This window comes from Pseudooceanicola sp. (assembly GCF_029213205.1).
Taxonomy (GTDB): Bacteria; Pseudomonadota; Alphaproteobacteria; order Rhodobacterales; family Rhodobacteraceae; genus Pseudooceanicola.
This window is the reverse complement of record NZ_JARGNH010000007.1, coordinates 113,384-139,068: the sequence shown is the minus strand read 5'-3', so window position 1 is coordinate 139,068 and position 25,685 is coordinate 113,384. Positions and strand designations below refer to the sequence as shown.

Genomic DNA, 25,685 nt, shown 5'->3' with positions numbered 1-25,685 from the left:
GGCCAATGAACGGTCTTGTCACGCAACCTTTGTCACAGGCGGTGCTATGCCAAGGGCAGAAACATCAGGAGGCACGACAGTGACCAGAATGCAGATCACCCTTGGCGCCATCGCGGCGCTGACCTTTGCCGGCAGCGCCATGGCGCAATCGGACATTACCAAATCGCAACCGAAACTGACCGCCCCGACCGGCTATCCGTTTATCAGCGTCATCGTGCTGGACCGGCAAACCGGCGGGCTGAAACTCTGCGGGTCGCAGCAATGGAACGGCGATGGCCCGGTCACCTGCGGGCCGTTGCCAGCCCAGGACGACGGCACTACCAAGGGCGGGATCACCCCGAAGGAACAGACGCTCTGGCGGATCTGACCCGCGGCGACATTCCGCATTGTGGACTATGGTTCCACGCGTTGACCTCCTGTCCCGGCTTGCGTAGGTTCCACGCCAGTCAGGGGGGAGGTCAGGTGCTGTTTCCGCGCCAATTTACCTTTCCCCGCAGTCGGAACAGCGGTCATAGGGGATTGGCACATGAGCGATAGCAACCAGATCAACGAGGTGATCAGCACCGAACACAGCGGCGACGTCGCGCTGGTCTGCATCGACAATCCGCCGGTGAACGCCACTGGCCACGCGGTCCGCGAAGGGCTGGAAATCGCCTTTGCCGGGCTGATTGCTGATGCCTCGGTGAAGGTCATCGCGCTCTATTGCGCCGGGCGCACCTTTGTTGCGGGCGCCGATATCCGCGAATTTGGCAAACCGGCGAAAGCGCCGGGCCTGTCGAGTGTGCTGAACGTCATCGAACAGAGCCCGACTCCGGTGATTTCAATCATCCATGGCACCGCTTTGGGCGGCGGCCTGGAACTGGCACTGGCCACCCATGCCCGGGTGGCGATCGAGGGCGCCAAGATCGGCCTGCCCGAGGTGCTGCTCGGCCTGCTGCCCGGCGCCGGGGGCACCCAACGCCTGCCGCGGCTCAGCGGGCTGGCCTTTGCGCTGGATGTGATCCTGTCGGGACGTCAGGTGCCGGTGCAAGAGGCGCTGGAAAAAGGCGCGGTGGATCGGGTCGTTGCCGGGGAGCCGCGCATGGTGGCGCTGGCCGCGGCGCAGCAGGTTCTGGATGGCACGCTGGCCACCCGCAGGACTGTCGATCTGAGTGCCGAATACGACCGCGCGGTGATCGACGCGACTCTGGCCGGGGTCAAGAAAAAGAACCCGCATCTGATTTCGCCGGTGAAATGCGTCGAGGCGGTTGCCGCCTGCAATCTGCCGCTGGCCGAGGGCCTGGCGGTCGAACGCCAGTGTTTCATGGACTGCATGCAAACCCCGCAACGCGGTGGGCTGATCCATGCCTTCTTTGGTGAGCGCGCGGTGTCCAACATCCCCGAGGCCAAGGGCGAAACCAGACCGCTGGACCGGATCGGGGTAATTGGCGGCGGCACCATGGGATCGGGTATTTCCACCGCCTGCCTGTCTGCCGGCTTCCCGGTGCGGCTGATCGAGGTCAAGGAAGATGCGCTGGCGCGTGGCGTCGCGACAATCACCAAGAACCTCGACGGTGCGGTCAGCCGTGGCAAGATGACGTCCGAGGCCCGCGACGCGGCGCTGGCGCGGCTGGAGCCGAGCCTGGCGATGGAAGATCTGGCCGATGTCGATCTGGTGATCGAGGCGGTGTTCGAGAAGATGGAGATCAAGCAAGAGATCTTTGGCAAGCTCGACACGATCTGCAAACCGGGGGCGATCCTGGCCTCCAACACCTCCTACCTCGACATCAATGCAATTGCCGAGATGACCAGCCGGCCACAGGATGTGCTGGGGCTGCATTTCTTTTCCCCCGCGCATGTGATGCGGCTGCTGGAAATCGTGCAGGGTGCGAAAACCGCGCCCGATGCGCTGGCCACCGGATTCCTGCTGGCGAAAAAGCTGAAAAAGGTCGGGGTGCTGGCGCAGGTTTGCGACGGGTTTATCGGCAACCGCATTCTTGGCCATTACAGCAAGGTCATCTCGTATCTGGTGCTTGACGGCGCCTCGCCGCAGCAGGTGGACAATGCGCTGGAAGGTTTCGGCCTGGCGATGGGGCCGCACAAGGTCGGCGATCTGGCCGGGCTTGATATCGGCTACATGACCCGGCAGCGGAAAAAGGAAGAGGGGCTCGACCCCAATGAACGCTATGGCGGTGCGGTGGCGGATCGGATCTGTGAACAGGGCTGGTATGGTCGCAAGACCGGCAAGGGCTATTACCTCTATGAGTCCGGAGCACCGGTGCCGAACCCCGAGGTTGCCGGCTTCATCGACGAGGTGCGCGCCGCCGATGGCATTACCCCGCAGAGCTTTACCGATCAGGACATCATCGATCGCTACATGACCGCGATGATTTCCGAAGCGGCCCGGGTTGTCGAAGACGGCACCGCCAAGCGGCCGGTCGACGTCGATATGGTGTTTCTGTTCGGCTACGGCTTTCCGCGTTTCCGCGGCGGCCCACTGCATTACGCCGACATGATTGGCGCAACGGAACTGGTGCGCCGAATCGAAGCCTATGCCAAAACCGACCCGAACTATTGGCAGGTCCCCGAAATCTTGCGCAAGATGGCCGCCGATGGCACGACCTTTGCCGATTTGAACCAGTAATCAGGAGGGAGGACCTGCAATGGACCTGAGCTTTACCCCCGAAGAAGAGGCCTTCCGTCAGGAAGTCCGCGATTTCTTCGCCGAAAATCTACCCAATGATATCCGCAATGTGGTCAAGAACGGTGGCGAACTGACCAAGGATCACATGGTGCGCTACCATGCGATCCTGAACAAGAACGGCTGGCTGGCGACGACCTGGCCCGAGGAATACGGCGGCCCCGGCTGGGGTCCGGTCGAAAAGCACATCTTTGACGAAGAATCCTGTGCCGCCTATGCGCCGCGGATCGTGCCCTTTGGCCTGTCGATGCTGGGCCCGGTGCTGCAGAAATTCGGCAGCCAGGAGCAGAAAGACTACTACCTGCCGCGAATCCTGAATGGTGATGATTGGTGGTGTCAGGGCTATTCCGAACCGGGTGCCGGGTCGGACCTCGCCAGCCTGAAAACCAAGGCCGAGCGTGACGGCGACGAATGGGTGATCAACGGTCAGAAAACCTGGACCACCCTGGGCCAGCATGCCGACTGGATCTTTTGCCTGGTGCGCACCAACCCGGATGTGAAGCAGCAGGAAGGCATTTCCTTTATTCTCGTCGACATGAAAACCCCAGGCGTCGAAGTGCGCCCGATCAAGCTGATCGAGGGCGGCCATGAGGTGAACGAGGTGTTCTTTACCGACGTGCGGGTGCCGCTGAAGAACCTGGTCGGCGAAGAGAACAAGGGTTGGACCATCGCCAAATATCTGCTGACCCATGAGCGCACCGGGATTGCCGGGGTCGGCTTTTCGATGCTGGAACTGGAAGAGGTCAAGGAACTGGCCCGCACAGTGATCCGCAATGGCAAGCCGCTGTTGCAGGATCCGCTGTTCGCCGCCCGGGTGGCACAGGCCGAAATCGACCTGGAGGCGATGAAGCTGACCAACCTCAGGATGCTGTTCACCGCGCAGAAACAGGGCGCGCCTGGGCCGGAAACCTCGATCCTCAAGATCAAGGGCACGGTGATCAACCAGGAGCTCAAGGATCTGCGCCGTCGCGCGCTGGGCCCGGCAGCGGCACCGTTCCCCGGGTCGTTCAAGGACAGCAACCTCGACGTTGCGCCGCAAGGCCATGCCAACAACGCGGCGCGGTATTTCAACAACCGCAAGACCTCGATTTTCGGTGGGTCCAATGAGATCCAGCGCAACATTCTGACCAAGACCATGCTGGGGCTGTGACACATGAACTTTGACCTGACCGAAGATCGTCAGATGCTGGCGGACAGCCTGCGCCGCTATCTGAACGACAAATACCCGATCGAGCACCGCAACAAGGTGGCCTATGAAGCGCCGTTTCACGACGACGCGAAATGGGCCGAGCTGACCGAACTCGGTGCGCTCTATGCGCTGGCACCGGAAGCGGCCGGCGGCATGGGTGGCGCCGGTTTCGACATCGCCGTGGTGTTTGAGGAACTGGGCCGTGCCCTGTGCCCGGAACCGGTGCTGGGCGCGCTGATGGCGTCCCGCATCCTGACCGCCGCCGGTGCCGATCAAGAGGCGTTGTTGTCCGGCGCGACCAAATATGCGGTCGGGCTGGGCGAACTCGACGCGCCCTATGACCTGTCCGAGATGAGCACTGTCGCCAAGGGCGGTAAATTGTCGGGCCGCAAATCCGTGGTCTATGGCGGGCAGGCGGCGGATGTTCTGCTGATCGCGGCGCGCGATGGCGACAGCCTGTCGGTCTATGCGGTGCAGGCGGCGGATGCGTCGATCACCGGCTACGGCATGATGGACGGCGCTGGCGCGGCTGAGGTGGTGCTGGAAGAGACCCCCGGCGAATTGGTGCTGGCCAATGCCGACGCGGCGATTGCCGATGCGGTGAATGCCGGGATCGTGGGGCTGTGTTCCGAAGCGGTGGGCGCGATGGAAGTGCTGCACAAGATGACCGTCGAATACCTCGGTCAGCGCAAGCAGTTCGGTCGCACGATCGGCACCTTCCAGGCGTTGCAACACCGCGCCGTCGACATGCTGACCGAGATCGTTCAGTCACGCTCGATCGTGATCAAGGCGGCGTCGGAGCTGGGTGGGCCGGATGCGGCGCGCTATTGCTCGATGGCCAAGAACCTGATCGGCCGTGCCGGTCGTCTGGTGGCCGAAGAGGCGATCCAGATGCATGGCGGCATCGCGATGACCTGGGAATATCCCGGCTCGCATTACGCCAAGCGGATCATCATGATCGACGCGCAGCTGGGCGACACCGATTATCACCTGATGCAGGTCGCTGCCGCCTGACCTCAACTGGTTCAGACATGAAAAAGGCCCGGGGGTAGCCCCGGGCCTTTTGTCTTTGGGTCGGTCTTGATCCGCGCCGAGCCTCAGGCGTTCGGCAGGATCACGATTTCGACGCGGCGGTTCTGTGCGCGTCCGGCAGAGGTCTGATTGGTGGTGCGCGGCTGATCCTCGCCGCGGCCGAAGGCCTGGATACGGGATGACCGCACCCCGGAACTGATCAGCACATCCGCCGCCGAATCGGCGCGGCGGTTCGAAAGGCGCTGGTTATAGTTCGCGTCGCCGGTGTTGTCGGTGTGGCCGATGACCTGAACCGTGGTGTCGGGATATTTGTTCAGCGACTGGGCGACGGTGCGCAGATCGGCGGTCTGGTCGCCGCGCAGCGTCGCGCTGTCGGTGGCGAACAGGATGTCGTTGGGCATGGTGACAACCAGCCGGTCGCCGGTGTTCACCACCGACACGTCATTGCCCAGCGAGCCGCGCAATTCACGCTCCTGCTGGTCCAGATAGCCGCCATAGGCGGCCCCGGCGATGCCGCCGACGACGCCGCCAATGGCCGCGCCTTTGACGTCCTGGCCGATGATGGCCCCGGTTGCGGCGCCCAGCAGGCCACCGATCGCGGCGCTTTGCCGGGTGTTGTCATAGCCGTCGCCGGTCTCGGCACAGGCACCGAGAAGCAGAAGGGCGCTGGCACCCAATGCGGTGAATTTGGTCTTGATCAGTGTCATGTCGGGGCCTCATTGCGGAAATTTCAATTCTCGGTCGCCAACATAGCAGAGCCAACGTCAGGTATAACGCACGATTGAGAGAGCATCGGCGGGTTCTTGCTCAAATCCGATCTCACCAAGCGCGGGGTCCGCTGCTGGCCGTTTTTGCTATTCAAGGCGTTTTAAGGTCTTGTTTTCGGGCAGGATGGCGCGAAACCTGGCGCCTGACCGGCACCACAACAGGCGGCTGATGCCCTATAACCTCGACCTGATCCCGCTCGGGGCGGCGATAATCCTGATCACAGGCGCAGTGAGCAGCCTGGCAGTGCCGCGCCACGCCTTTTGGCCGCCGCCCGATATGACCGGTTGGCAAAGCCGGCTGTTCCGTCTGCTGTTCCGGATCATGGTTGCCGGTCTGCTCGTCACCAGCCTCTGGCATCTGTGGCAACAAGGTTGGGCGATCTCGCCAGGGCGCGGCATCGCCGCCGGACTCCTGTTGATCTCAGGCTTTGCCATCGCGTTTTTTGCAACCGGGCGACTGGGTTGGGATGCGGCCTTTGGGGCGAAACAGGGGCTGAAAACCGATGGACTCTTTGCCTATTCGCGCAATCCGATCTACCTCGCCACCTGGTTCGGCCTGGTGGGCTGGGGCCTGTTGGTCCCGGACCCGGTGGTCATCGCGATCCTGGCCGTCTGGGGCGGGCTCTATGTTGTCGCGGTGTTTCTTGAGGAGCGCTGGCTGGCCGAAACCTATGGCGCGGATTTTGCCGCCTATCGAAAAGTCACGCCGCGATTTCTTTGACCGCCCGCCGGCCTAACCGGCATCGGCGCGGGCGCTTTCCCAGGCCAGGATTGCGCGCTTCACCGGCAGGCCCCAGTGATAGCCGCCAAGTCCGCCACTTTTTCGAATCGCCCGGTGGCAGGGGATCAGGAACGACACCGGATTGCGGCCCACGGCGGTGCCAACGGCGCGCACTGCACGTGGCGCACCAATCGCCTGGGCGATTTCGGAATAGGTGGTGACATGGCCGGATGGGATCTGCAGCAGGGCCTCCCAGACCTTGATCTGGAACGGCGCGCCGATCATGTGCAGCCGGGTCTCTCCGGTCTGGGCAAAGGCGGCCTGGGTCCAGTCGTCGAGGCCACCGGGGGCCTGCACAAACGCCGCATCGGGCCAGCGCGACACCATATCTTTCATCGCCGCCTCGCGTCCGGTTTCGGCGGTAAAGGCGATGCCGCAGATGCCTCGATCGGTGGCCATCGCCAGGGCCTCGCCAAACGGGCTGTCGATCCAGTCCCAGCGGATCACCTGACCCGCTCCGGCGCGGGCGTAATCGCCGGGGCTCATTGCCTCCCAGCGCAGAAACAGATCATGCAGCCGCCCGGTGCCGGAAAGGCCGGCGCCATGCGCCGCCGCCAGGGTGGTGAAGCGGGATGAAAGCAGAGACTTGGCATGGCCGAGCGCCAGATATTGCTGATAGCGCTTGGGCGAGACCCCGACCCAGGCCGAAAACAGGCGTTGAAAATGCGCCGGGCTCATCGCCAGCTGGGTGGCCAGATCCTCCAGCGTCAGGGGGGCGTCGGCCTGGTCGATCAGGTCCAGTGCCCGGCGCATGACCTGATAATGATAGCCCTGTTCGATCGGTGCCTGCTGCATTGGTCGTTTCCCGTTTGTCCTAACCGGTTTTAACCCGCCGCGATCCCGCCAGGCGACCCGTTTGTTGCGCAAAACCCGGCCCGGTCGCTGCGGCACCGCAACGCCAATTCCCTTGCCACCAAGGCCGCCCGACGCTAGGCAGAACCCGGTTTTATCAAGGGGAACGCCAATGACCCAGGACGATCCGAAAACGCTTGTATCCACCGAGTGGCTGGCCGCGCATCTCAAGGACCCCGATTTGCGGGTGCTGGATGCCACCACCTTCCTGCCCGGTACCGGGCGTGATGCCAGGGCGGAATATGAGGCGGCCCATATCCCCGGCGCCCGGTTCTTTGACATCGAAGACATCAGCGATGGCCGTTCGGACCTGCCGCATATGGTGCCGCCGGTGGAAAAATTCATGTCGCGGCTGCGGGCGATGGGGGTCGGCGACGGCCATCAGGTGGTGGTCTACGACAGCCACGGGCTGTTTTCCGCGGCGCGGGTCTGGTGGCTGTTCCGGCTGATGGGCCAGGAGGATATCGTGGTGCTCGATGGCGGTTTGCCGAAATGGCTGGCCGAGGGGCGCCCGGTGGAGGATATGGAACCGATGGTGCGCGACCGGCACATGACGGTGCGGCGGCAGAACCAACTGGTCAAGGATGTGACCCAGGTCTCGGCGGCCTCGAAACTGGGCGATTACGAAATCGTCGATGCGCGCTCTGCCGGACGGTTTCGCGGGGATGAGCCGGAGCCGCGCGAGGGGCTGCGCTCCGGGCATATTCCGGGGTCGCGGAACGTGCCCTTTACCGAGCTGCTGACCGCTGACGGCACGATGAAGGATGTTGCCGCGCTGCGCGCCGTCTTTGAAGGGGCCGGTGTCGACCTGGGCAAGCCGGTGATCACCACCTGTGGGTCAGGGGTGACGGCCGCAGTGCTGTCGCTGGCGCTGGAACAGATCGGCCACCGCAACCACGCGCTCTATGATGGCTCATGGACCGAATGGGGCGCCTTTCCCACCCTGCCCGTCGCCACTGGAGACGCATGATGTTCGAACATCTGAAAGAGCAGCCAGCCGACAAGATCCTGGCGCTGATGGAAAGCTTTAAGGCCGATCCACGCAGCGACAAGATCGACCTCGGGGTTGGCGTTTACAAGAACGCCGAAGGGATCACTCCGGTGATGCGGGCGGTGAAGGCCGCTGAACGACAGATCTGGGAACAGCAGGACACCAAGGCCTATACCGGTCTGGCCGGTGATCCGGCCTTTGCTGATGCGATGATTGCGCTGGTGCTGGGTGGGGCAGTGGCGCGTGGCCAGGTGTCGGCGGTGGCCACCCCCGGCGGCACCGGCGCGGTGCGCCAGGCGTTCGAGTTGATCCGCATGGTTAATCCAGGCGCCCGGGTGTTCGTCTCTGATCCGACCTGGCCGAACCACCTGACGATCCTCGCCTATCTGGGGATCGAGGCGGTGCCCTATCGCTATTTCGACAGCGCAACCGGCGGCGTAGATTTCGACGGGATGATGGCCGATCTGGCCGGGCTGCGCCCCGGTGATGTGGTGCTGCTGCATGGCTGCTGTCACAACCCGACCGGCGCCAACCTGACCCTGCCGGAATGGCAGGCGGTGATTGCCCGGCTGAATGGCGCTGGCGCGGTGCCGATGGTCGACATCGCCTATCAGGGCTTTGGCGACGGGCTGGATGCCGATGCCGCCGCGGTGCGGCTGGTGGCGCGCTCCGTGCCGGAATGCCTGATCGCGGCGAGCTGTTCAAAGAATTTCGGCATTTACCGCGAACGCACCGGGTTGCTGATGGCGGTGGCGCAGGATCCGGGCCTTGGCAAGGTGACCCAGGGCAACCTGGCCTTCCTCAACCGGCAGAACTATTCGTTCCCGCCGGATCACGGCGCCCGGGTGGTCAGCACCATCCTTGGGGACGACGCGCTGCGTGCCGATTGGATGGCGGAGCTGGAAGAGGTGCGGCTGTCGATGCTGGGCCTGCGCGAACAGCTGGCGGAGACGCTTCAGCGCCTGTCTGGCTCCAATCGCTTCGGCTTCATTGCCCAGCACCGCGGCATGTTCTCGCGGCTCGGTTGTTCGCCGGATCAGGTCGAGACTCTGCGCCGCGATCACGGCATCTATATGGTTGGTGACAGCCGAATGAACATTGCCGGGCTGAACAGCGCCACGGTGCCGCTGCTGGCGCAGGCAATCGTCGAGTCCGGTATCTGAAAGACAAGGTGGGCTGTCTGGCCTTGTTGGCTTGCAGCCCATTCACCCCCCGACGGCCCGGGGGGAGCTGAACCCAGAAGAACCGGGGGACCGGCGCCTCTGGGTTCTTCTGGGTCTGACTATCTCAGGGTCCGGGGGCCGCGCCCCCGGCGGTTTGTCAGGCGATCAGCCCGGCATGACGCATGGCGGCGCGGATGCGGGTCTTGGTGCTGTCCTCCAGCGGGGTCAGCGGCAGGCGCACCTCTTCTGAACACAGGCCCAGTTCAGACATCGCAAATTTGGCACCGACCAGCCCCGGTTCGATGAACAGGGCCTCGTGCAGCGGCATCAGCCGGTCCTGATACTCCAACGCCTTGGCATAGTCTCCGGCCAGCGTCGCCGCCTGGAACTCGGCGCAGAGGCGCGGCGCGACATTGGCGGTCACCGAGATCGCGCCACGGCCACCATGGGCGTTGAAGCCGAGGGCGGTGGCGTCCTCGCCGGACAGCTGAAGGAAATCCGGCCCGCAGCTGGCGCGTTGCTGGCTGACCCGCTCGATCTTGCCGGTGGCGTCCTTGACCCCGATGATCCGGGGCAGCTTGGCCAGTTCGCCCATCGTCTCGGGGCTCATGTCGATCACCGAGCGCGGCGGGATATTGTAGATGATGATTGGCAGTTCACAGCAATCGTGCATCGCCTTGAAATGCGCGTAGAGGCCGCGTTGGGTCGGCTTGTTGTAATAGGGCGTGACCACCAGCGCCGCGGCAGCGCCGACACGTTCGGCATGCTGGATCAGGCGAATGCCTTCCTGGGTGTTGTTTGACCCGGCTCCGGCGATTACCGGAATACGGCCGGCGGCGAAGCTGACCACCGCCTCGACCACCTGTTCATGTTCGCTATGGCTCAGCGTCGGGCTTTCGCCGGTGGTGCCCATCGGGACCAGCCCGCGCGTGCCTTCGGCGACATGCCAATCGACCAGCTTCTTGAGCGTATCCAGATCGATGGCGCCGTCGTGAAACGGCGTGACGAGGGCGGTAAGAGATCCGCTGAACATGGCACGCTCCTTATTGTTGCAATTCCGCCCCTGCCGAAATCGTGTGTTGAGGCGACGGGCCGACGGGTTATCCTAAAGGCTGTCTATCCAGAGTCGGTGCGAAAAATGCAAGGGATGTTCCGCCAATGCGTTGCCCTGGCAGCCAGCTTCGCCATTTTGGCGGGGCTGTCGGCATCGGCGGAAGAGGTGGTGCCTCTGGCGCCGCGACCGCTGGCCAGCGCCTTGCACGCGGCGGATCGCGACGATTGGGTCACGGCGCTGGCGCTGGCCAGCCGGGATGGCGCGGTGGCGCGGGATATTGTCGAATGGCGGCGGCTGCGATCCGGCGCGGGCAGCCTGGCAGAGATACTCGACTTCCTGGCCCGGCGCGGCGATTGGCCGGGTCTGGACTATCTGCGCGCCCAGGGCGAGCGGGCGCTGGAGGGCGCCAACGACGCGGATATTCTCAGCTTTTTTGCCGATCATCCGCCGCAGACCGGCACCGGGGTGCTGTTGCATGCGGCGGCGTTGATCCGTGCCGGTGAGCGTGGCGAGGCCGAGGCCGAATTGGTGCTGGCCTGGCACAGCCTCGAGCTGAGCCTGAGCGAACACGAGGCCTTTCTCGCCGCGCATGAGCCGCTGCTCAGACCGCATCACGCGGCGCGGCTGGCGATGTGCGTCTGGCGGCGCCTGCGTGACGATGCCGAGCGGATGCAGCCGCTGGTCAACGCCGAGGACTGGCGTCTGGCCGAGGCGCGGGTGGCGCTGCAACGGGGCGAGACGGGGGTGGACGAGCGGCTGGAAAAGCTGAGCCCGGCACAGCAGAGTGACGCCGGTCTGGCCTATGACCGGTTCGTCTGGCGGCTGCGTGCGCGGCGCCATGACGAGGCGCGGGAGTTGATGCTGGAGCGCAGCGCGATTCCCGGCGGGCTGGGCTATGCCGAAAACTGGGCCAACCAGCGCCGGATCTATGCGCGTGAGGATATGCGCGACGGGCTGGCCGAACGGGCCTATCGGCTGGCCTCGACGCATCAATTGCACGAGGGATCGAATTACGCCGATCTGGAATGGCTGTCGGGCTATATTGCGCTGCGCAAGCTGAACCAACCGGAAATCGCGCTGCGACATTTTCAGAACTTTCTGGCCGCAGTTGCGACTCCGATCTCGCTGGGCCGGGGCTATTACTGGATTGGCCGGGCGCAGCAGGCTGCGGGGAATCCTGCGGCGGCGCAGGCGGCCTATCTCGATGGCGCCAAGCAGCAGACCACATTTTATGGCTTGCTGGCGGCCGAAGCCGCCGGGGTCGGGTTTGATCCGGAGCTGGCCGGAACGGAACGCTTCGGGGATTGGCGGCAGTCGGCGTTGGCGAAATCGCCGCTGCGCGAGGCCGGGGTGTTGTTGCTGGCCGCCGGTCAGAGGAACCTGGCAGAGCGGTTTCTGATGCAGCTGGCGAATCAGCTGGATCGCGACGGGCTGGGCCAACTGGGCAGGATGCTGGAGGCGCGCGGCGAGACCCATCTTGAGGTGATGCTGGGCAAGACCGCGGCGCAGCGCGCCATTGTCATGCCGCGCCATTATTACCCGCTGCACCCGATGCGCGAGATGGATTTGCCGGTGCCGATGGAGCTGGCGCTGGCGATCGCGCGCCGGGAAAGTGAATTCGACCCGCGGGTGACCTCGCATGTCGGGGCAGGCGGGTTGATGCAATTGATGCCGGGCACCGCGCGCGAGGTGGCGCGCAGCCTCGGGCTCGCGCATCAGCCGCGCGCGGTCTGGGACGACTGGAGTTACAACGCCCGGCTGGGGTCGACCTATCTGCGTGGTCTGGCGGAGACCTTTGGTGGCAACCCGGTGCTGGTGGCGGCGGGGTATAACGCGGGACCGGGGCGGCCAAAGCAATGGATCGAGCAACTTGGCGATCCGCGTTCGCGGGTGGTCGATGTGGTCGACTGGATCGAACATATCCCGTTCCGCGAGACCCAGAACTATGTGATGCGGGTCAGTGAAAGCCTGCCCGTCTACCGCGCCCGGCTGGGCGAGGATCCGCTGCCGGTGCCGTTCAGCACCGAGCTGAAGGGCAGCGGGCTGTTGCCGCGCTCGGATTGATCGGAGGCTTGCGCGACGAACCTTGTTGTGCGAGCCCGGAACGATGACAGCCTTTGCCTTACGCCGGGCCACGCCCGCAGATGCGGCGCCGCTCAGCGCCTGTTTCGAGCGGGCCTATGCCGCCTATGTCGCCCGGATCCCCGATCTGCCGGAGGTGGCGACGGGGCTGGCCGAAGACATTGCCGCGCATATCGTCTGGGTGGCGGAGTCGCCGGGGGGCGTCGTCGGCGGGCTGGTTCTGGTCCTGGAACCGGATCGCGCGCATCTGGCCAATGTCGCGGTCGACCCGGGGTGCCGTGGTCTGGGCCTTGGCGCGGCGTTGATCGCGCAGGCCGAGGCCCTGGCGCGCGCGGCGGGCAGGCCGGTGATCGGACTGGCCACCCATGCCGAAATGCCGGAAAACCTGCGGCTTTACCGGCATCTGGGCTGGTGTGAAACCGGGCGTGACGGGGCCCGGGTGTTCATGGAAAAACCGCTTTGACGGCCGGGGTTAGCCGCGCGGCACCCCGCTGGAGGAGCGATAGCGGAACACCCCGTTTCCGGTGGCGGCCAGATTGCCCAATTCGTCGGTAATCTTGGCCTCACCGAAATAAGAGCTGCGCCCGCCACCGGTGCGAAAACCCTCGGCGATCAGGGTCTCGCCCTTGAGCGGGGCGATGTAATTCACGTTCAGCGACAGGGTCATGCACTTTTTGCGGTCCTCAGGGTCACCTGTGTAACAGCCGGCAAAGCCCATGACCGTGTCACACATCACCGCATAAACCCCGCCATGCAGAATGCCGTAACGGTTGTTCAAAAAGGTTTTTACGGGCAGTTCAAAACGGGCGTAATCCGGCTCCCAGGCGACCAGATGGAATCCCATATGGTCCTGAAACGGATAGGTATCCTCGACCAAATCCGGGTCGAGATGCGAGTCTTTCATTCCTGTCCTCCGGGACGTGTTGGCGTTACAGCGCGCGGGCGGCAGCGAGCCCACCTGCGACGAATTCCGGCACCCCTTCGGCGGCCTGTTTGGCGCGCTGCGGGTTCGATGCGGTGCCGTCGATCAGCCGTTTCTTGATGCCTTGTAGAATGCCCGCCATCCGGAAGAAAGTGAAGGCGAGGTAGAAGTTGAATTGCGGAATTTCCGCGATTCCGCGCTCTTCGCAATAGGCATCGATGAATTCTTGATCTTCCATGATGCCGACCGCCTTGCGATCGACCCCGGCGAGGCCGCGGCTTTCCTCGGGCATCTGCCATTGCATGATGACGGCGGCGACATCGGCGTAAGGGTGGCCGGTGGTCGAAAGCTCCCAGTCCAGCACCGCGACGCAGCGCGGGTCGGTCTTGTGGAACAGCATGTTGTCGATCCGGTAATCGCCATGCGCCAGGGTGCGCAGCCCGTCTTCGGCGGGAATGTTGGTGTCGAGCCAGGTCATCAGCTCTTCCATCTCGGGCAGATCGTCGGTCTGGCTGGCGCGGTACTGCTTGGTCCAGCGGTCGATCTGACGGCGGTAGTAATTGCCCTCGGGGCCGTAATCAGAGAGGCCGACAGCGGCGAGGTCAACGCCATGGATGCAGGACAGCACCCGCGCCATTTCGCGGTTGATCAGCTTGCGTTGCTCAAACGGAACTTCGGGCATGCTCGGGGCGTTGATATTGCGGCCCTCGACCGCCTCCATCACATAGAATTGCGAGCCGACGACATTGTCGTCATCCGACAAGAAATACATCTTGGCCACCGGCACATCGGTGGTCCAGAGCGCCGATTGCACCCGGAATTCACGGTCCACCGCATGGGCGGATTTCAGCAATTCCCCCGGCGGCTTGCGGCGCAGCACATATTGGCCGGTGGGGCTGGTCAGCTTGAACGTCGGGTTCGACTGGCCATTGGCAAACTTTTCGGCGGTCAGCGGGCCGGAAAATCCCTCGATCCGGTCGCTGAGGTATTTTTCGACGGCGGCGATGTCCAGCTTGGTCGGGTCAGAATTGGCCATTCTCGGGCTCCCTTAGGAATAGGTCAGCATGTTGGCCTCGTTCGAGGCGTCGATATGGGGGGTTTCATTGAACCCGTGCAGATACATGTTGCGGGTGGAGTAGACGAAGCGATTGACCGCGCAGTTCTTCATTTGCAATTGCAGTTTGACCTGGGTGATCGGCGGCGCGTCAAGGGCGCGGGCGATCATCTGGCCGATGGCCCCGCCCGAGGACACGGCCAGGACCGTCTCGACCCCGTCACGCATGATGAACTTCCGGGCGGCTTCGACCCGGTCGCGGAAGGCGCCGTAGGTTTCGTAGGGGTTCGGGATTTCGTCGCGGTGCCATTCCTGCACGACGTCACGCAGGGTGCGGAAATAGGTGCGCCGGTCGATCGGGGTGGCTGGGTCCAGCCCCGCAGCGCGCAGCTTGGCAGCGTTGAGCGCGCCGAAATCGTATTCGTTGAGGCCGGGGTGCACTTCGGGCTCGACCTCGCTCAGGCCCATGCCCTTCAGAATACCCGCCATCGTTTCACGGTGGCGGCGCATGTCGCCCATGATGAATGCCGCTGGCTTGACGCCTTGCGCGGCCAGGGCACGGCCGACAGCTTCGGCCTGTTTGTGGCCGGTCGGGGACAGAACGTCGTAGTCGGCAGCGCCGAACGAGGCCTGGCCGTGGCGGACGAGGAAGAGAGAAGACATCGGGATCCTAGGTCAGTTGGGGCGCAAGCGGGGCCCGAAGGCCCCGCTGCTTTGAACATTTGTCGAGTTTATCGGGCGTTGGACTGGTTCAGAGAACTTCGAACAGACCTGCCGCGCCCATGCCGCCGCCGACGCACATGGTGCAGACGACATATTTCGCGCCACGGCGTTTGCCCTCGATCAGCGCATGGCCAACCATCCGGGCGCCCGACATGCCATAGGGGTGGCCGACCGAGATCGCGCCGCCGTTGACGTTCAGGATCTCGTCCGGGATGCCCAGCACCCGGGCTGATTGCAGCACCTGACAGGCAAAGGCCTCGTTCAGTTCCCAGAGGCCGATGTCGTCCATCTTCAGCCCATGCACTTCCAGCAGTTTCGGCACCGCGTAGATCGGGCCAATGCCCATCTCATCCGGCTCGACGCCTGCCGCCATCACGCCGACGTAGCGGCCCAGCGGTTGCAACCCACGTTTTTCGGCCTCTTTGGCCTCCATGATCACCGCCGCCGAGGCGCCGTCGGACAATTGGCTGGCGTTACCGGCCGTGATGAACTTGCCTTCTTTGACGACCTGGCCATCCTTGAACACCGGTGCCAGCGATTGCAGGCTTTCCAGCGTGGTGCCGGGGCGGTTGCCCTCGTCTTTTTCCAGCGTGACCTCTTTGAACGAAACCTCTTTGGTTTCCTTGTCCATCACGCCCATGGTGGTGGTCAGCGGCACGATTTCGTCGTCGAACTTGCCAGCCTGCTGTGCGGCGGCGGTGCGAGCCTGCGACCGGGCCGAATATTCGTCCTGATCGTCGCGGCTGACGTTATAGCGTTCGGCGACGATTTCGGCGGTTTCCAGCATCGACATATAGAGCGCCGGGGTGTGTTCGGTGATCCAGGGATCGCGCGCCCGGTCGGTGCGGATGTTCTGGTTCTGCACCAGGCTGATCGATTCGACGCCACCGCCGACGGCGATCTGCATGCCGTCATACAGGATCTGCTTGGCCGCCGTGGCAATCGCCATCATGCCGGAGGCACATTGGCGATCCATCGACATGCCGGGGACGCTGGTCGGCAGACCGGCGCGGATCGCCGCCTGACGGCCAATGTTGGACCCGGTGGAACCCTGCTGCAGGGCCGCACCGACGATGCAGTCCTCAATCTCTGAGCCGTCAAGGCCCGCGCGGCTGACCGCGTTCTTGACCGCGTGGCCGATCAGGGCCTGCGCCTGGGTGTTGTTGAACGCGCCGCGAAAGGCCTTGCCGATCGGGGTCCGCGCGGTTGAAACGATGACTGCGTCACGCATTGAAGTCTCTCCTCTTTCAATCTCTGCTTGGAAGCTCGATGCCGCGGTTTTTCGCGGCCATCCGGGCATATTTCTGGGTCTGGGCAAAGGCGCCCGGCATGACCTGCTGTCTGGCCTCGCTGCGGATATCAGCCATCCGGGTGGCGAAGCTGTCGGGGTCACGTTCGTCATCGCCAAGGGCGACGCCGGGGGTTTCATAGTACCGGTATTCGGCAAAGCCGCCGCCACCCGCGCCGGGGACAATCGCGGCCGGTCCGTCAAGAGAAATGCTCATCCGGCGTCTCCTTCGAAATAGCGGCGGCCCAGCCATTCGGCGACCAGCGCCGGTTTGTCCTGGCCTTCGATTTCCACAGTGACGCCGAGCGTGGTCTGCACCTCGTTCGGCCCCCTGTCCTGGTAATCGGCCAGGGTAAAGACCGCGCGCACCCGGCTGCCTTCCCTGACCGGCGAGACAAAGCGCACCTTGTCAAAGCCATAGTTGACGCCCATCGCCACGCCGTCCAGCTGCGGCCCGCCGTCATAGACCATCGCCGAGAGCATCGACAACGTCAGAAAGCCATGGGCGATTGTGCTGCCGAACGGGGTTTCTTTCGCCCGTTCGGGATCGACATGGATATATTGCCAGTCTTCGGTCACATCGGCAAATTTGTCGATCCGGGATTGGTCGATCAGGACCCATTTCGAGGTCCCGACCTGCTTCCCGACCATGGCTTTCAATTCGTCTCGCGTCATTCGTCATCCACGACTGTCGTTGCCTTGACCCGGTCATAGGGGACTGGAATGCCTGCGTTGGCGCCGCCTGCAACCGGGATCGTGTGGCCCGTCACATAGGCCCCGGCACGCGAGGCGAAGTAAAGCACCGCGCCCTGGATATCCTCGGGCGTGCCGACCCGGCCCAGGGGCAAGCTGGCCCCAGCGGTGGCGCGCTGTTCCTCGGTGCCGATGGCAAAGGCCATCATTTTCGACATGAACGGTCCCGGGGCGATGGCGTTTACGGTGATATGTTCCGGCGCCAGCCGCCCGGCCAGGGATTCGGTCATGAAATGCACCGCGGCCTTGGACACCGAATAGGAAAACGCCTGACCGCCGCGTGGCTGCCAGCCGCCGATCGAGCCGGTGTTGATCACCCGCGCCGGATCCTCGGCAGTGCCGGCCTTGCGCAGCAGCGGCAGCATCTTTTGGGTCAGGTGGAACATGCCGGTGACGTTCACATCCATCACCCGGCTCCAGCCGTCCCAGGGGAATTCTTCCAGCGGCGCGCCCCAGGTCTTGCCTGCGTTGTTCATCAGGATGTGCAGCTTGTCGGTGCGTTTGGAGACCTCGGCGACCAGCGCCTCGACCCCTTCCATCGAGCCGACATCGCCAGCAAAGCCCACGGCCTTGCCGGGCAGGCCCAGCTGGTTCAGCTGTTCGGCGGCGCCTTCGCAGCTGCGCGCCTTGCGCGAGGCGATCATCACATCGCACCCGGCGCCCATCAGCCCCTCGGCGGCGTAGTAACCGATGCCGGTTGCGCCGCCGGTGATCAGGGCGATCTTGCCAGTCAGGTCAAAAAGCTTGTCAGGTGTCATTTTCGGGTCTCCTCCCCAGCGAGCCTGTTCTCAGAACCCGCGTGCGCGGGCGACCCGCGCGGCATGAAACCCGTAGTCACCCAGCCATTCCGCACCCACCCGGGCGCGTTTCATGAAAAAGCCCATATCGAATTCGTCGGTCATGCCAATGCCGCCGTGCATCTGCACGCCCTCGCTGACCACCAGCTTGGCGGTCTTGGTGGCGCGCGCCTTGGCGATGGACACGGCAAGCTCCGACTCGGCGGGCGTTTCGTCGAGGACTCTACCGGCATTGGCTATGGCTGAGGCAGTCACTTCAATCTCGCTCCACATATGTGCAGCGCGGTGCTGAAGCGACTGGAAGGTGCCGATGATCGTGTCGAATTGCTTGCGCTCCTTGAGATAGCCTGTGGTCATCGCAAAGGCACCAGCGCAGAGGCCGGTCAATTCGGCCGACACTGCCGCCTGTCCGGCGTTCAGCGCTGCCGTGACCGCCGCCATGCCGCCGTCAACTTCGCCGACCACATCGTCGCCGGTCGCCTCGACATTGGCAAAGTCGAGCTGCGCATGGTCGCGGCTGTCGACGGTGGCTTTGCCCTGGCGGGTCAGCCCGGCGCGTGTGGCGTCGATGTCGAAAAGGGTCAGGCCGTCGGCCTCGCCCGGGGCCCCGGCGGTGCGGGCCAGCACCAGCACCCGGTTGGCACTGCCGCCATCGGCGACAAAGGTCTTGGTGCCGGTCAGGCGAAAGCCGTTGCCGCTTTTCTCGGCCTGTAGCGCGGTGCCCTGGGGGTTGTGCTTGCTGCCCTCATCGACCGCCAGCGCATAGAGCAAAGAGCCATCGGCGATGCCGCTCAGCCGGTTGGTCGCGGCGCCGCGCAGGGCGGTGGCGGCGATCACTGCGGATGAGATGAACGGCGAGGCGGCCAGGGTCAGGCCCATTTCCTCGGCCAGAATCCCGGCTGCGCGGTGACCCATGCCGGAGCCGCCCGCATCCTCGGCCACCAGCACCCCGGCCCAGCCCATCTGCGCCATCTCGCGCCACAGGCCCGGATCAAAGGCGCGGCCGGAATCACGGTTGTCGCGCAGGTTCTTGACCGGTGCGTTTTCGTCCAGAAATCCGCGCGCGGCATCGCGCAGCATGGTTTCATCCTCGGTCAGCATCAGAGTCGTCATTCGGGCGGTTCCTTACTTGTAGGGCAGTTCGAGGACACGTTTCGAAATGATGTCGAGCATCACCTCGCTGGTGCCGCCTTCGATCGAGTTGGCCTTGGTGCGCAGCCATTCCGGCGCCAGCGTGCCGTGCGGTCCGTCCCATTCGACGCCCTCGGATCCGGTGATCGACATCAACAGCTCGTAGCGGCGCTTGTTGAGCTCGGTGCCGTAGTATTTCAGCATCGCGCTGGCATGGCCGACGCCACCGGTCTTGGCCATGTCCTTGTAGCGCTCCAGAGTCATGCCCATCGCCAGACTGTCGACCTCAAGTTCCATCACATCAGAGCGGATAACCGGATCGGCCATCACCCCGTCTTCGAGCGAGCTCAGGAAATTGCCCAGGGACCGGCCACCCAGAACCCCGCTGGCCGCCCCGGATCCACCGCCGCCGATCATCGTGCGTTCGTGGGTCAGCAGATGCTTGGCGACGTCCCAGCCGCGGTTCTGCTCGCCAACGATAGACGACATGTCATCGCCATAGCTTTTCGGCACTTTGACATTGTCAAAGAAGGTTTCGCAGAATGGCGAATTGCCGGATATCAGCTTGATCGGCTTGGTGCTGACGCCCTCGGATTCCATGTCGATCAGCATGAAGCTGATGCCCTTGTGCTTGGGCGCTTCGCGATCGGTGCGGACCAGCGCAAAGATCCAGTCGGCATGGTTGGCGTAAGAGGTCCAGATCTTTGAGCCGTTCACCAGCCAATGATCGCCCTTGTCCTCGGCGCGGGTCTGCACCCCGGCCAGATCCGATCCGGCACCGGGCTCGGAATAGCCCTGACACCAGCGGATCTCGCCGCGGGTGATCTGCGGCAGGAAATGGGTTTTCTGGGCCTCGGTGCCAAAGGCAAGAAGTGCCGGACCAAGCATCCAGAGGCCAAATGATTCGAGCGGCGAAGGCGCCTTGGCGCGGGCCATTTCCTCGCGGAAGACCTTTTCCTGCTCGCGGCTCAATGCGGCGCCGCCGTAAGCCTCGGGCCAGCGGGGGGCGGTCAACCCGGCGGCGGCGCAGGCCGTCAGCCAGTCGCGCTGCGCATCCGAGGTAAAGGTCCAGCGTTTGCCGCCCCAGCAGATTTCCCTTTGATCTGCAGGCATTTCCCGCAAGACTGCCGGGCAATTGGTATTGATAAAGGCTGAAATTTCGGTCCGGAATACCTCCGGCTTGTCGCTGAAAGCGGCCATGTAGCTCCTCCCTGGCGTGAATTATTTCTGCAGTGCAGAATTTAATTTCGCTACTTGCTTGACAACGGGGCTAGCAGACCTTTTCATCAACGGCAAGGAGAGCCTCGTCAGGAGAATTGGGTTTTCCGATATGGGAGGATTACATGACCAACATTAAACGGGCCGTTCTTGCGGCAACTGTCTCTGTTGTGGCATTGGCTAGCGCCGCCACAGCTGATGTCAAAATCGCGTTCATCGACCCGCTTTCGGGTCCGTTTGGCCCCTCGGGCGATGCTGCGTTCACTTCCTACAAGTTGGCATTCGAGAAATTGAATGCCGCTGGTGGTCTGAATGGCGAGCAGGTCGAATTGACCGGCTACGACAACAAGATCAGCCCCAAGGAATCGCTGGTGCAATTGCAAAAAGCCATCGATTCGGGGGTGCGCTATGTCTTCCAGGGCAACGGGTCGTCCGTGTCTGCCGCAATTATTGATGCGGTGAGCAAGCATAACGCGCGCAACCCTGGCGAAGAGGTGCTGTTCCTCAACTACGCCGCTGTGACGCCTGCGTTTACCAACGAAGCCTGCTCGTTCTGGCATTTCCGCTTTGACGCGCATGCGGATATGAAAATGAACGCCATCACCGACTACATTCTGGCGCGTGGTGACATCAACAAAGTCTATCTGATCGGCCAGGATTACGTCTTTGGTGAAGCCGTGGCCGCTGCAGCCGTCAAACAGCTGGGCGAAAAGAACAGTGCCATTGAAATCGTCGGCAACGAACTGCACCCGCTGGGCAAGGTGAAAGATTTCACCCCCTATATCCAGAAAATCCAGTCCTCCGGCGCTCAGGCTGTCATCACCGGCAACTGGGGCCAAGACATGGTTCTGCTGGTCAAAGCGGCGGCAGATTCCGGTCTGACCATCCCCTTCCTGACCTTCTACGGCGGCTCGGTGGGTGCGGTTGCGGCACTGGGCGAGGGGGCCATGGGCACGCTTTACCAAGTGAACGAGGGCATCACCAACCTGGAAGCCTCGCCGGAGCAATATGCTCTGATCGAGGAATACAAGGACCGGTTCCCCGACTATGACTACTACTACCACCGCGCCTTCTTGGCGGTGGACATGCTGAAAGCTGCGGCCGAGAAAGCCGGATCGACAGATCCGATCGCCGTTGCCAACGCCCTGGAAGGCCTTTCGATCAATGGCGCCTATGGTCCCATCACCATGCGTGCCGAAGATCACCAGGCCCAGCAGAACCTCTACATTTCCACCGTGTCTGATGATGTGAAATATGGCGTCGACAACATCAAGCTCGGCTGGAAGCTCGTGGACGGCGGCTCGGTCTCGGCTGCTTCGGCCGAAGAGCCGACCACTTGCAAGATGGAACGCCCGTAAGAGGCTGGTTCTGAGTTAGCTTTGACAAGGGCGCCACGTTCGATTCGGACGTGGCGCCCTTTGGTCAGGGTGATCCACGACACGCAGATCGGGCCTTGGGGTCCACGGGGAAGATCATGGAAACGATCGTTTTTTCCCTGCTGAATGGCACAATTTACGGGCTTTTGCTCTTTATGCTGTCCAGTGGGCTGACACTCATATTTTCGATGATGGGCGTTCTGAACTTTGCGCATGCCAGCTTTTACATGCTGGGCGCTTATTGCGCCTATACCATCATGGGAGTCACCAATTTCTGGCTCGCATTGCTGCTGGCGCCAATACTGGTCGGTGCGGTCGGCATGGGTGTCGAACGCTGGGGCCTGCGCAAGGTGCATGCCAACGGCCATGTGGCGGAGCTGCTGTTCACCTTTGGCCTGGCCTATCTGATTGACGAAGTGGTCAAGATCATCTGGGGGCGGACCTCGGTGAATTATAAGGTTCCTGAAAGCCTCGATTTCACTTTGTTCACGCTTTACGGATCGAATTACCCGGCCTACCGGATCTTTATTCTGTTCGTTTCGATCTTCATGCTGGTTTCGCTTTGGTATCTGCTCAAGAAAACCCGTGTCGGTCTGATCATTCAGGCGGCGCTGACCCATCCACATATGGTTGGCCATCTGGGCCACAATGTGCCGTTGGTGTTTATGGGCGTTTTCGGCGCGGGCTGTGCATTGGCCGGCCTCGCCGGGGTGATCGGCGGCAATTATTTCATCACCGATCCCGCAATGGCGGTGCAAATGGGGCCAATCGTTTTTGTTGTGGTCGTGGTTGGCGGTCTCGGCAGTCTTGAGGGTGCATTTGTTGCGGCGATGCTGATCGGCATTCTGCAAACTTCAGCGGTGTCGATTAACGCGTCCTTCGCCGACATCTTCGGATTCCTCGGCATGACGGCGACGTCGGAAGTGGGCGGGATCACCATCGCCTCATTGGCGCCGATGCTGCCGTTCCTGATGCTCGTTCTAATCCTGATCGTCAAACCGACCGGGCTTATGGGGGACCGTGAAGTATGACCGAGGTTTCAATCAACCCCGCCGCGCTTGGCCCGACGGCCAGCGCAAAATTCCGCGAACGGGTGTTGCCGTTCATCCTGTTCGGGATGGTGCTGGTGGCGATCCCGTTCTTTGGGCCATCGCGCACCACGATGACGCTGCTGAACCATATCGGCATCAACATCGTGTTTGCGCTCAGCTATAACATGCTGCTGGGTCGGGCCGGTCTGCTGAGCTTTGGCCATGCGGTCTATCTGGGCCTTGGCGGCTATTTCTGTGTGCATATCCTCAATTGGATCGACGCGGCGGATGGCGGCTTCTGGGGCAACCTGCCGGTCTTTTCGATGCCGATATTCGGCTTTGCCATGGGGGCCGCTGCCGGTGCCGTGATTGGCTGGCCGTCCTGCAAACGCGCGGGCACGGCATTTGCGATGATCTCGCTCGGGGTGGCCGAACTGATGTCTGCCGGCGCGTTCATGTTCGATTCGCTGTTTGGTGGCGAGATGGGCATTTCCGGCGACCGCATGGCGGGGCCGGACTTTCTGGGCCTGTCGCTGGGGCCGCTCGCCGATGTCTATTGGTTCATCGCCTTCTGGACGTTCTTCGGCGTGGTGGCGATGTTTGCCTTTACCCGCACACCACTGGGCAAATTGTCCGAGGCGACACGCGACAATCCGGAACGGGTGCAGTTCATCGGATACAACCCGACCCGGGTGCGCTATCTGGTGTTCATCTTTGCCGGGGCCTTCGCCGGGATGGCCGGTGGCATGTCGTCGGTTCAGGACGAGATCTTTACTCCCGAAAATCTGTCGCTGATTCCCTCCGGTGCGATCCTGATCGCGGCCTATGTCGGCGGGATCCGCTATTTCAGCGGCCCGATCATGGGCGCTATCGTGATGACCTATATGGGCTCGAATCTGTCTGATTACACGGCGGGCTGGCTGCTCTACCTTGGCCTGATGTTCATCTGCGTGGTGATGTTCGTGCCCGATGGCATCGCCGGTCTGGTGTTCGGATTCTGGCGCGGCGTCCGTTCCCCGAACCGATCCGAGGTCTTTGGCAAATGGGCCTGGCAGGTCAGCGGCGTGGTTCTGATGATCGTATCGATTATCATCATCGTCGAAGTCGCGTTCCGCTGGTCGGATGGCTATGGCGAAGTGTTTGAACCCTTCGGGCTGGCGCTGTCGCACACCAGTATCTTGACCTGGATCCTGGCCTTTGTGCCGCTGGCGGCAGGTGTGGTGTTAATGCGCCACGCCGCGGCCAAGTATGAGGAGGCCTAAGCCATGACGCAGAGCGCATTGAAACTGATCAACGTCCACAAGAGTTTTGGTCCGGCCAAGATCATCCAGGGTGTCGATCTGGATATCGCCAAGGGCGAAAAACACGCGATCATCGGCCCCAACGGGGCCGGTAAATCGACCCTCTTCAACCTGGTGTCGGGGCTCTATTCCCTGTCCGACGGCGAAGTGCAGCTGAATGGCAAGACGATTTCGGGCAAACGTCCGTTCGAAATCAACCGCATGGGGCTGTCGCGGTCATTCCAGGTGTCGAACATCTTTTCCAACATGTCGGTGCGCGAAAACGTGCGCTGCGGGGTACTGTGGTCGTTGGGCTATGGCTATTCCTTCTGGCGCAATGTCGGCAATCTGAAGGAAGTTCAGGAAAAGACCGGCCACATCCTTAACGAGGTGGGGCTTCTCGAAAAGGCGAACCTGCCTGCGGCCCTGCTGCCCTATGCCGATCAGCGGACGCTGGAAATCGCCATCACCATCGCCGGTGGCGCCGAGGTCATCATGCTGGACGAACCGACGGCCGGCATGTCGCATTCGGAAACCGACCGGGCGGTGGCCCTGATCGAAAAGGCGTCCAAGGGCAAGACCCTGCTGATCGTCGAACATGACATGGGCGTGGTCTTTGGCCTCGCTGACCGGATTTCGGTTCTGGTCTATGGCGAGATCATCGCGACCGGCAAGCCCGAGGAAATCCGCGGCGATCCCAAGGTGCGTGAAGCGTATCTCGGCGAGGAAGCTGATGAAATCGAGGGAGCAAGCGCATGAGCGAACCGATGCTTCAGGTCACCGACCTGCACGCTTATTACGGCAAGTCCCATGTTCTGAACGGCGTGAATATGGAAATCATGCCGGGCGAGGTCATCGCGCTTCTGGGTCGCAATGGCGTGGGCCGTTCGACCACCGCCAAGGCGATCATGGGTGAGGTGGCGCCGGTCGGGTCGGTGCGCTTCAAGGGGCAAGAGATCGGTGGCATGCCAAACCACAAGATCTCGCGCCTGGGCCTTGGCTATGTGCCGGAAAGCCGCGACATCTTTCCGACGATGACGGTGCGCCAGAACCTGATGCTCGGGGTCAAGGATCTGCGCAATCCGGGTAAATATACGGTCGATCAAATGCTCGACATGTTCCCCAATCTGCGCGAGCGGGCCGACAATATGGCCGGGGTTCTGTCGGGTGGTGAAAAGCAGATGCTGACCATGTGCCGGACCCTGATGGGCGACCCGGATCTGATCATCATCGACGAGCCGACTGAGGGGCTGGCGCCGAAGATCGTGCATCAGGTCGGCGAGATGATTGCCGAAATCGCCAAATCCGGCGTGTCGATCCTGCTGGTCGAACAAAAATTGTCGATCGCGTTGAAGATCGCGGATCGGGTCTATGTCATGGGCCATGGCGAAATCGTCTATTCCGGCACCCCGGAGGATTTCAAAACCCGCGACGACATCCGCAAGGAATGGCTTGAGGTCTGATTGCGGAGCTTGCGACGCGCTGAGAAAAACATCAAAGCCGGGCGCCAAAATCGCCCGG

At 62.8% G+C, this 25,685-nt stretch carries 26 protein-coding genes; 14 read left to right on the top strand and 12 right to left on the bottom strand.

The window, feature by feature from the left end; genetic code table 11:
* The first annotated feature begins 79 nt into the window (after positions 1-79).
* The 4 genes from P1U48_RS08040 to P1U48_RS08025 all read left to right on the top strand — a co-directional run bounded on the left by P1U48_RS08040 (position 80) and on the right by P1U48_RS08025 (position 4,883).
* A complete protein-coding gene (locus P1U48_RS08040; protein WP_301068427.1) occupies positions 80-367 on the top strand; it encodes a hypothetical protein in 288 nt (95 codons plus the stop codon).
* A 159-nt stretch (positions 368-526) separates the two neighbouring features.
* Positions 527-2,623 carry a 3-hydroxyacyl-CoA dehydrogenase NAD-binding domain-containing protein gene (locus P1U48_RS08035; protein WP_301068426.1) on the top strand — a complete coding sequence of 699 codons (2,097 nt, stop codon included), beginning with the start codon at positions 527-529 and terminating at the stop codon, positions 2,621-2,623.
* Between the two features lie 19 nt (positions 2,624-2,642).
* Positions 2,643-3,830, top strand: coding sequence for an acyl-CoA dehydrogenase family protein (locus P1U48_RS08030; protein ID WP_301068425.1), 1,188 nt, complete (start codon positions 2,643-2,645; stop codon positions 3,828-3,830).
* 3 nt (positions 3,831-3,833) lie between these two features.
* On the top strand, positions 3,834-4,883 hold the full coding sequence (locus P1U48_RS08025) for an acyl-CoA dehydrogenase family protein (protein ID WP_301068424.1): 1,050 nt from the start codon (positions 3,834-3,836) through the stop codon (positions 4,881-4,883).
* A gap of 83 nt (positions 4,884-4,966) precedes the next feature.
* On the opposite strand, the gene P1U48_RS08020 is transcribed toward P1U48_RS08025, so the two are convergent.
* Positions 4,967-5,608 carry an OmpA family protein gene (locus P1U48_RS08020; RefSeq protein WP_301068423.1) on the bottom strand — a complete coding sequence of 214 codons (642 nt, stop codon included), beginning with the start codon at positions 5,606-5,608 and terminating at the stop codon, positions 4,967-4,969.
* A 184-nt stretch (positions 5,609-5,792) separates the two neighbouring features.
* Here P1U48_RS08020 and P1U48_RS08015 point away from each other — a divergent pair, with 184 nt between their 5' ends.
* Positions 5,793-6,389: an isoprenylcysteine carboxylmethyltransferase family protein gene (locus tag P1U48_RS08015; RefSeq protein WP_301068422.1), complete on the top strand. Its 597-nt coding sequence runs from the start codon at positions 5,793-5,795 to the stop codon at positions 6,387-6,389.
* Positions 6,390-6,401: 12 nt separating this feature from the next.
* On the opposite strand, the gene P1U48_RS08010 is transcribed toward P1U48_RS08015, so the two are convergent.
* On the bottom strand, positions 6,402-7,244 hold the full coding sequence (locus tag P1U48_RS08010; RefSeq protein ID WP_301068421.1) for a bifunctional helix-turn-helix domain-containing protein/methylated-DNA--[protein]-cysteine S-methyltransferase: 843 nt from the start codon (positions 7,242-7,244) through the stop codon (positions 6,402-6,404).
* A 169-nt stretch (positions 7,245-7,413) separates the two neighbouring features.
* Here P1U48_RS08010 and sseA point away from each other — a divergent pair, with 169 nt between their 5' ends.
* Positions 7,414-8,271, top strand: coding sequence for a 3-mercaptopyruvate sulfurtransferase (gene sseA / locus P1U48_RS08005; protein ID WP_301068420.1), 858 nt, complete (start codon positions 7,414-7,416; stop codon positions 8,269-8,271).
* Positions 8,271-9,455 (top strand): amino acid aminotransferase, encoded by a 1,185-nt coding sequence (locus P1U48_RS08000; protein WP_301068464.1) that lies wholly within the window; start codon positions 8,271-8,273, stop codon positions 9,453-9,455. Before sseA ends, P1U48_RS08000 begins: the two co-directional genes overlap by 1 nt.
* A 157-nt stretch (positions 9,456-9,612) precedes the next feature.
* Here P1U48_RS08000 and dapA read toward each other — a convergent pair whose 3' ends face one another.
* Complete coding sequence (dapA, locus tag P1U48_RS07995) at positions 9,613-10,488, bottom strand: 4-hydroxy-tetrahydrodipicolinate synthase (RefSeq protein ID WP_301068419.1); 876 nt, start codon at positions 10,486-10,488, stop codon at positions 9,613-9,615.
* 114 nt (positions 10,489-10,602) lie between these two features.
* Between dapA and P1U48_RS07990 the strand changes: the two genes are divergently transcribed.
* Both P1U48_RS07990 and P1U48_RS07985 read left to right on the top strand, forming a co-directional pair.
* Complete coding sequence (locus tag P1U48_RS07990; protein WP_301068418.1) at positions 10,603-12,573, top strand: lytic transglycosylase domain-containing protein; 1,971 nt, start codon at positions 10,603-10,605, stop codon at positions 12,571-12,573.
* Between the two features lie 43 nt (positions 12,574-12,616).
* Entirely contained in the window at positions 12,617-13,054 is a 438-nt protein-coding gene (locus tag P1U48_RS07985) for a GNAT family N-acetyltransferase (RefSeq protein WP_301068417.1), read from the top strand.
* Positions 13,055-13,063: 9 nt separating this feature from the next.
* On the opposite strand, the gene P1U48_RS07980 is transcribed toward P1U48_RS07985, so the two are convergent.
* The 9 genes from P1U48_RS07980 to P1U48_RS07940 all read right to left on the bottom strand — a co-directional run bounded on the left by P1U48_RS07980 (position 13,064) and on the right by P1U48_RS07940 (position 20,459).
* Complete coding sequence (locus tag P1U48_RS07980; protein WP_301068416.1) at positions 13,064-13,495, bottom strand: PaaI family thioesterase; 432 nt, start codon at positions 13,493-13,495, stop codon at positions 13,064-13,066.
* 25 nt (positions 13,496-13,520) lie between these two features.
* Complete coding sequence (locus P1U48_RS07975; RefSeq protein WP_301068415.1) at positions 13,521-14,549, bottom strand: phosphotransferase family protein; 1,029 nt, start codon at positions 14,547-14,549, stop codon at positions 13,521-13,523.
* A 12-nt stretch (positions 14,550-14,561) separates the two neighbouring features.
* Positions 14,562-15,230 carry a histidine phosphatase family protein gene (locus tag P1U48_RS07970; RefSeq protein ID WP_301068414.1) on the bottom strand — a complete coding sequence of 223 codons (669 nt, stop codon included), beginning with the start codon at positions 15,228-15,230 and terminating at the stop codon, positions 14,562-14,564.
* An 88-nt stretch (positions 15,231-15,318) separates the two neighbouring features.
* On the bottom strand, positions 15,319-16,521 hold the full coding sequence (locus P1U48_RS07965; protein WP_301068413.1) for an acetyl-CoA C-acyltransferase: 1,203 nt from the start codon (positions 16,519-16,521) through the stop codon (positions 15,319-15,321).
* Between the two features lie 16 nt (positions 16,522-16,537).
* Positions 16,538-16,795, bottom strand: coding sequence for a hypothetical protein (locus P1U48_RS07960; RefSeq protein WP_301068412.1), 258 nt, complete (start codon positions 16,793-16,795; stop codon positions 16,538-16,540).
* Positions 16,792-17,253, bottom strand: coding sequence for a MaoC family dehydratase (locus P1U48_RS07955; protein WP_301068411.1), 462 nt, complete (start codon positions 17,251-17,253; stop codon positions 16,792-16,794). The genes P1U48_RS07960 and P1U48_RS07955 overlap by 4 nt, the downstream gene beginning before the upstream one ends.
* Positions 17,250-18,089, bottom strand: coding sequence for an SDR family oxidoreductase (locus P1U48_RS07950; RefSeq protein WP_301068410.1), 840 nt, complete (start codon positions 18,087-18,089; stop codon positions 17,250-17,252). The genes P1U48_RS07955 and P1U48_RS07950 overlap by 4 nt, the downstream gene beginning before the upstream one ends.
* A gap of 30 nt (positions 18,090-18,119) precedes the next feature.
* Positions 18,120-19,241, bottom strand: coding sequence for an acyl-CoA dehydrogenase family protein (locus P1U48_RS07945; RefSeq protein WP_301068409.1), 1,122 nt, complete (start codon positions 19,239-19,241; stop codon positions 18,120-18,122).
* Positions 19,242-19,253: 12 nt separating this feature from the next.
* Positions 19,254-20,459 (bottom strand): acyl-CoA dehydrogenase family protein, encoded by a 1,206-nt coding sequence (locus P1U48_RS07940; protein ID WP_301068408.1) that lies wholly within the window; start codon positions 20,457-20,459, stop codon positions 19,254-19,256.
* 143 nt (positions 20,460-20,602) lie between these two features.
* Here P1U48_RS07940 and P1U48_RS07935 point away from each other — a divergent pair, with 143 nt between their 5' ends.
* The 5 genes from P1U48_RS07935 to P1U48_RS07915 all read left to right on the top strand — a co-directional run bounded on the left by P1U48_RS07935 (position 20,603) and on the right by P1U48_RS07915 (position 25,627).
* Positions 20,603-21,835 (top strand): branched-chain amino acid ABC transporter substrate-binding protein, encoded by a 1,233-nt coding sequence (locus P1U48_RS07935; protein ID WP_301068407.1) that lies wholly within the window; start codon positions 20,603-20,605, stop codon positions 21,833-21,835.
* Positions 21,836-21,951: 116 nt separating this feature from the next.
* Positions 21,952-22,884: a branched-chain amino acid ABC transporter permease gene (locus P1U48_RS07930; protein ID WP_301068406.1), complete on the top strand. Its 933-nt coding sequence runs from the start codon at positions 21,952-21,954 to the stop codon at positions 22,882-22,884.
* Positions 22,881-24,146 carry a branched-chain amino acid ABC transporter permease gene (locus P1U48_RS07925; RefSeq protein ID WP_301068405.1) on the top strand — a complete coding sequence of 422 codons (1,266 nt, stop codon included), beginning with the start codon at positions 22,881-22,883 and terminating at the stop codon, positions 24,144-24,146. Before P1U48_RS07930 ends, P1U48_RS07925 begins: the two co-directional genes overlap by 4 nt.
* 3 nt (positions 24,147-24,149) lie before the next feature.
* Positions 24,150-24,923 carry an ABC transporter ATP-binding protein gene (locus P1U48_RS07920; protein ID WP_301068404.1) on the top strand — a complete coding sequence of 258 codons (774 nt, stop codon included), beginning with the start codon at positions 24,150-24,152 and terminating at the stop codon, positions 24,921-24,923.
* Positions 24,920-25,627 carry an ABC transporter ATP-binding protein gene (locus P1U48_RS07915; RefSeq protein ID WP_301068403.1) on the top strand — a complete coding sequence of 236 codons (708 nt, stop codon included), beginning with the start codon at positions 24,920-24,922 and terminating at the stop codon, positions 25,625-25,627. Before P1U48_RS07920 ends, P1U48_RS07915 begins: the two co-directional genes overlap by 4 nt.
* The last annotated feature ends 58 nt before the right edge of the window (positions 25,628-25,685 follow it).

Coding starts and splice junctions, on each gene's coding strand:
- P1U48_RS07915 (WP_301068403.1), top strand. CDS start 24,920: ATGAGCGAACCGATGCTTCAGGTCACCGACCTGCACGCTTATTACGGC.
- P1U48_RS08015 (WP_301068422.1), top strand. CDS start 5,793: ATGGCGCGAAACCTGGCGCCTGACCGGCACCACAACAGGCGGCTGATG.
- P1U48_RS07985 (WP_301068417.1), top strand. CDS start 12,617: ATGACAGCCTTTGCCTTACGCCGGGCCACGCCCGCAGATGCGGCGCCG.
- P1U48_RS08010 (WP_301068421.1), bottom strand. CDS start 7,244: ATGCAGCAGGCACCGATCGAACAGGGCTATCATTATCAGGTCATGCGC.
- P1U48_RS07990 (WP_301068418.1), top strand. CDS start 10,603: ATGTTCCGCCAATGCGTTGCCCTGGCAGCCAGCTTCGCCATTTTGGCG.
- P1U48_RS07950 (WP_301068410.1), bottom strand. CDS start 18,089: ATGACACCTGACAAGCTTTTTGACCTGACTGGCAAGATCGCCCTGATC.
- P1U48_RS08020 (WP_301068423.1), bottom strand. CDS start 5,608: ATGACACTGATCAAGACCAAATTCACCGCATTGGGTGCCAGCGCCCTT.
- P1U48_RS07965 (WP_301068413.1), bottom strand. CDS start 16,521: ATGCGTGACGCAGTCATCGTTTCAACCGCGCGGACCCCGATCGGCAAG.
- P1U48_RS07920 (WP_301068404.1), top strand. CDS start 24,150: ATGACGCAGAGCGCATTGAAACTGATCAACGTCCACAAGAGTTTTGGT.
- P1U48_RS07925 (WP_301068405.1), top strand. CDS start 22,881: ATGACCGAGGTTTCAATCAACCCCGCCGCGCTTGGCCCGACGGCCAGC.
- P1U48_RS08000 (WP_301068464.1), top strand. CDS start 8,271: ATGTTCGAACATCTGAAAGAGCAGCCAGCCGACAAGATCCTGGCGCTG.
- sseA (WP_301068420.1), top strand. CDS start 7,414: ATGACCCAGGACGATCCGAAAACGCTTGTATCCACCGAGTGGCTGGCC.
- P1U48_RS07955 (WP_301068411.1), bottom strand. CDS start 17,253: ATGACGCGAGACGAATTGAAAGCCATGGTCGGGAAGCAGGTCGGGACC.
- P1U48_RS07930 (WP_301068406.1), top strand. CDS start 21,952: ATGGAAACGATCGTTTTTTCCCTGCTGAATGGCACAATTTACGGGCTT.
- P1U48_RS08035 (WP_301068426.1), top strand. CDS start 527: ATGAGCGATAGCAACCAGATCAACGAGGTGATCAGCACCGAACACAGC.
- P1U48_RS07970 (WP_301068414.1), bottom strand. CDS start 15,230: ATGTCTTCTCTCTTCCTCGTCCGCCACGGCCAGGCCTCGTTCGGCGCT.
- dapA (WP_301068419.1), bottom strand. CDS start 10,488: ATGTTCAGCGGATCTCTTACCGCCCTCGTCACGCCGTTTCACGACGGC.
- P1U48_RS07940 (WP_301068408.1), bottom strand. CDS start 20,459: ATGGCCGCTTTCAGCGACAAGCCGGAGGTATTCCGGACCGAAATTTCA.
- P1U48_RS07975 (WP_301068415.1), bottom strand. CDS start 14,549: ATGGCCAATTCTGACCCGACCAAGCTGGACATCGCCGCCGTCGAAAAA.
- P1U48_RS07935 (WP_301068407.1), top strand. CDS start 20,603: ATGACCAACATTAAACGGGCCGTTCTTGCGGCAACTGTCTCTGTTGTG.
- P1U48_RS07960 (WP_301068412.1), bottom strand. CDS start 16,795: ATGAGCATTTCTCTTGACGGACCGGCCGCGATTGTCCCCGGCGCGGGT.
- P1U48_RS08030 (WP_301068425.1), top strand. CDS start 2,643: ATGGACCTGAGCTTTACCCCCGAAGAAGAGGCCTTCCGTCAGGAAGTC.
- P1U48_RS08025 (WP_301068424.1), top strand. CDS start 3,834: ATGAACTTTGACCTGACCGAAGATCGTCAGATGCTGGCGGACAGCCTG.
- P1U48_RS07945 (WP_301068409.1), bottom strand. CDS start 19,241: ATGACGACTCTGATGCTGACCGAGGATGAAACCATGCTGCGCGATGCC.
- P1U48_RS07980 (WP_301068416.1), bottom strand. CDS start 13,495: ATGAAAGACTCGCATCTCGACCCGGATTTGGTCGAGGATACCTATCCG.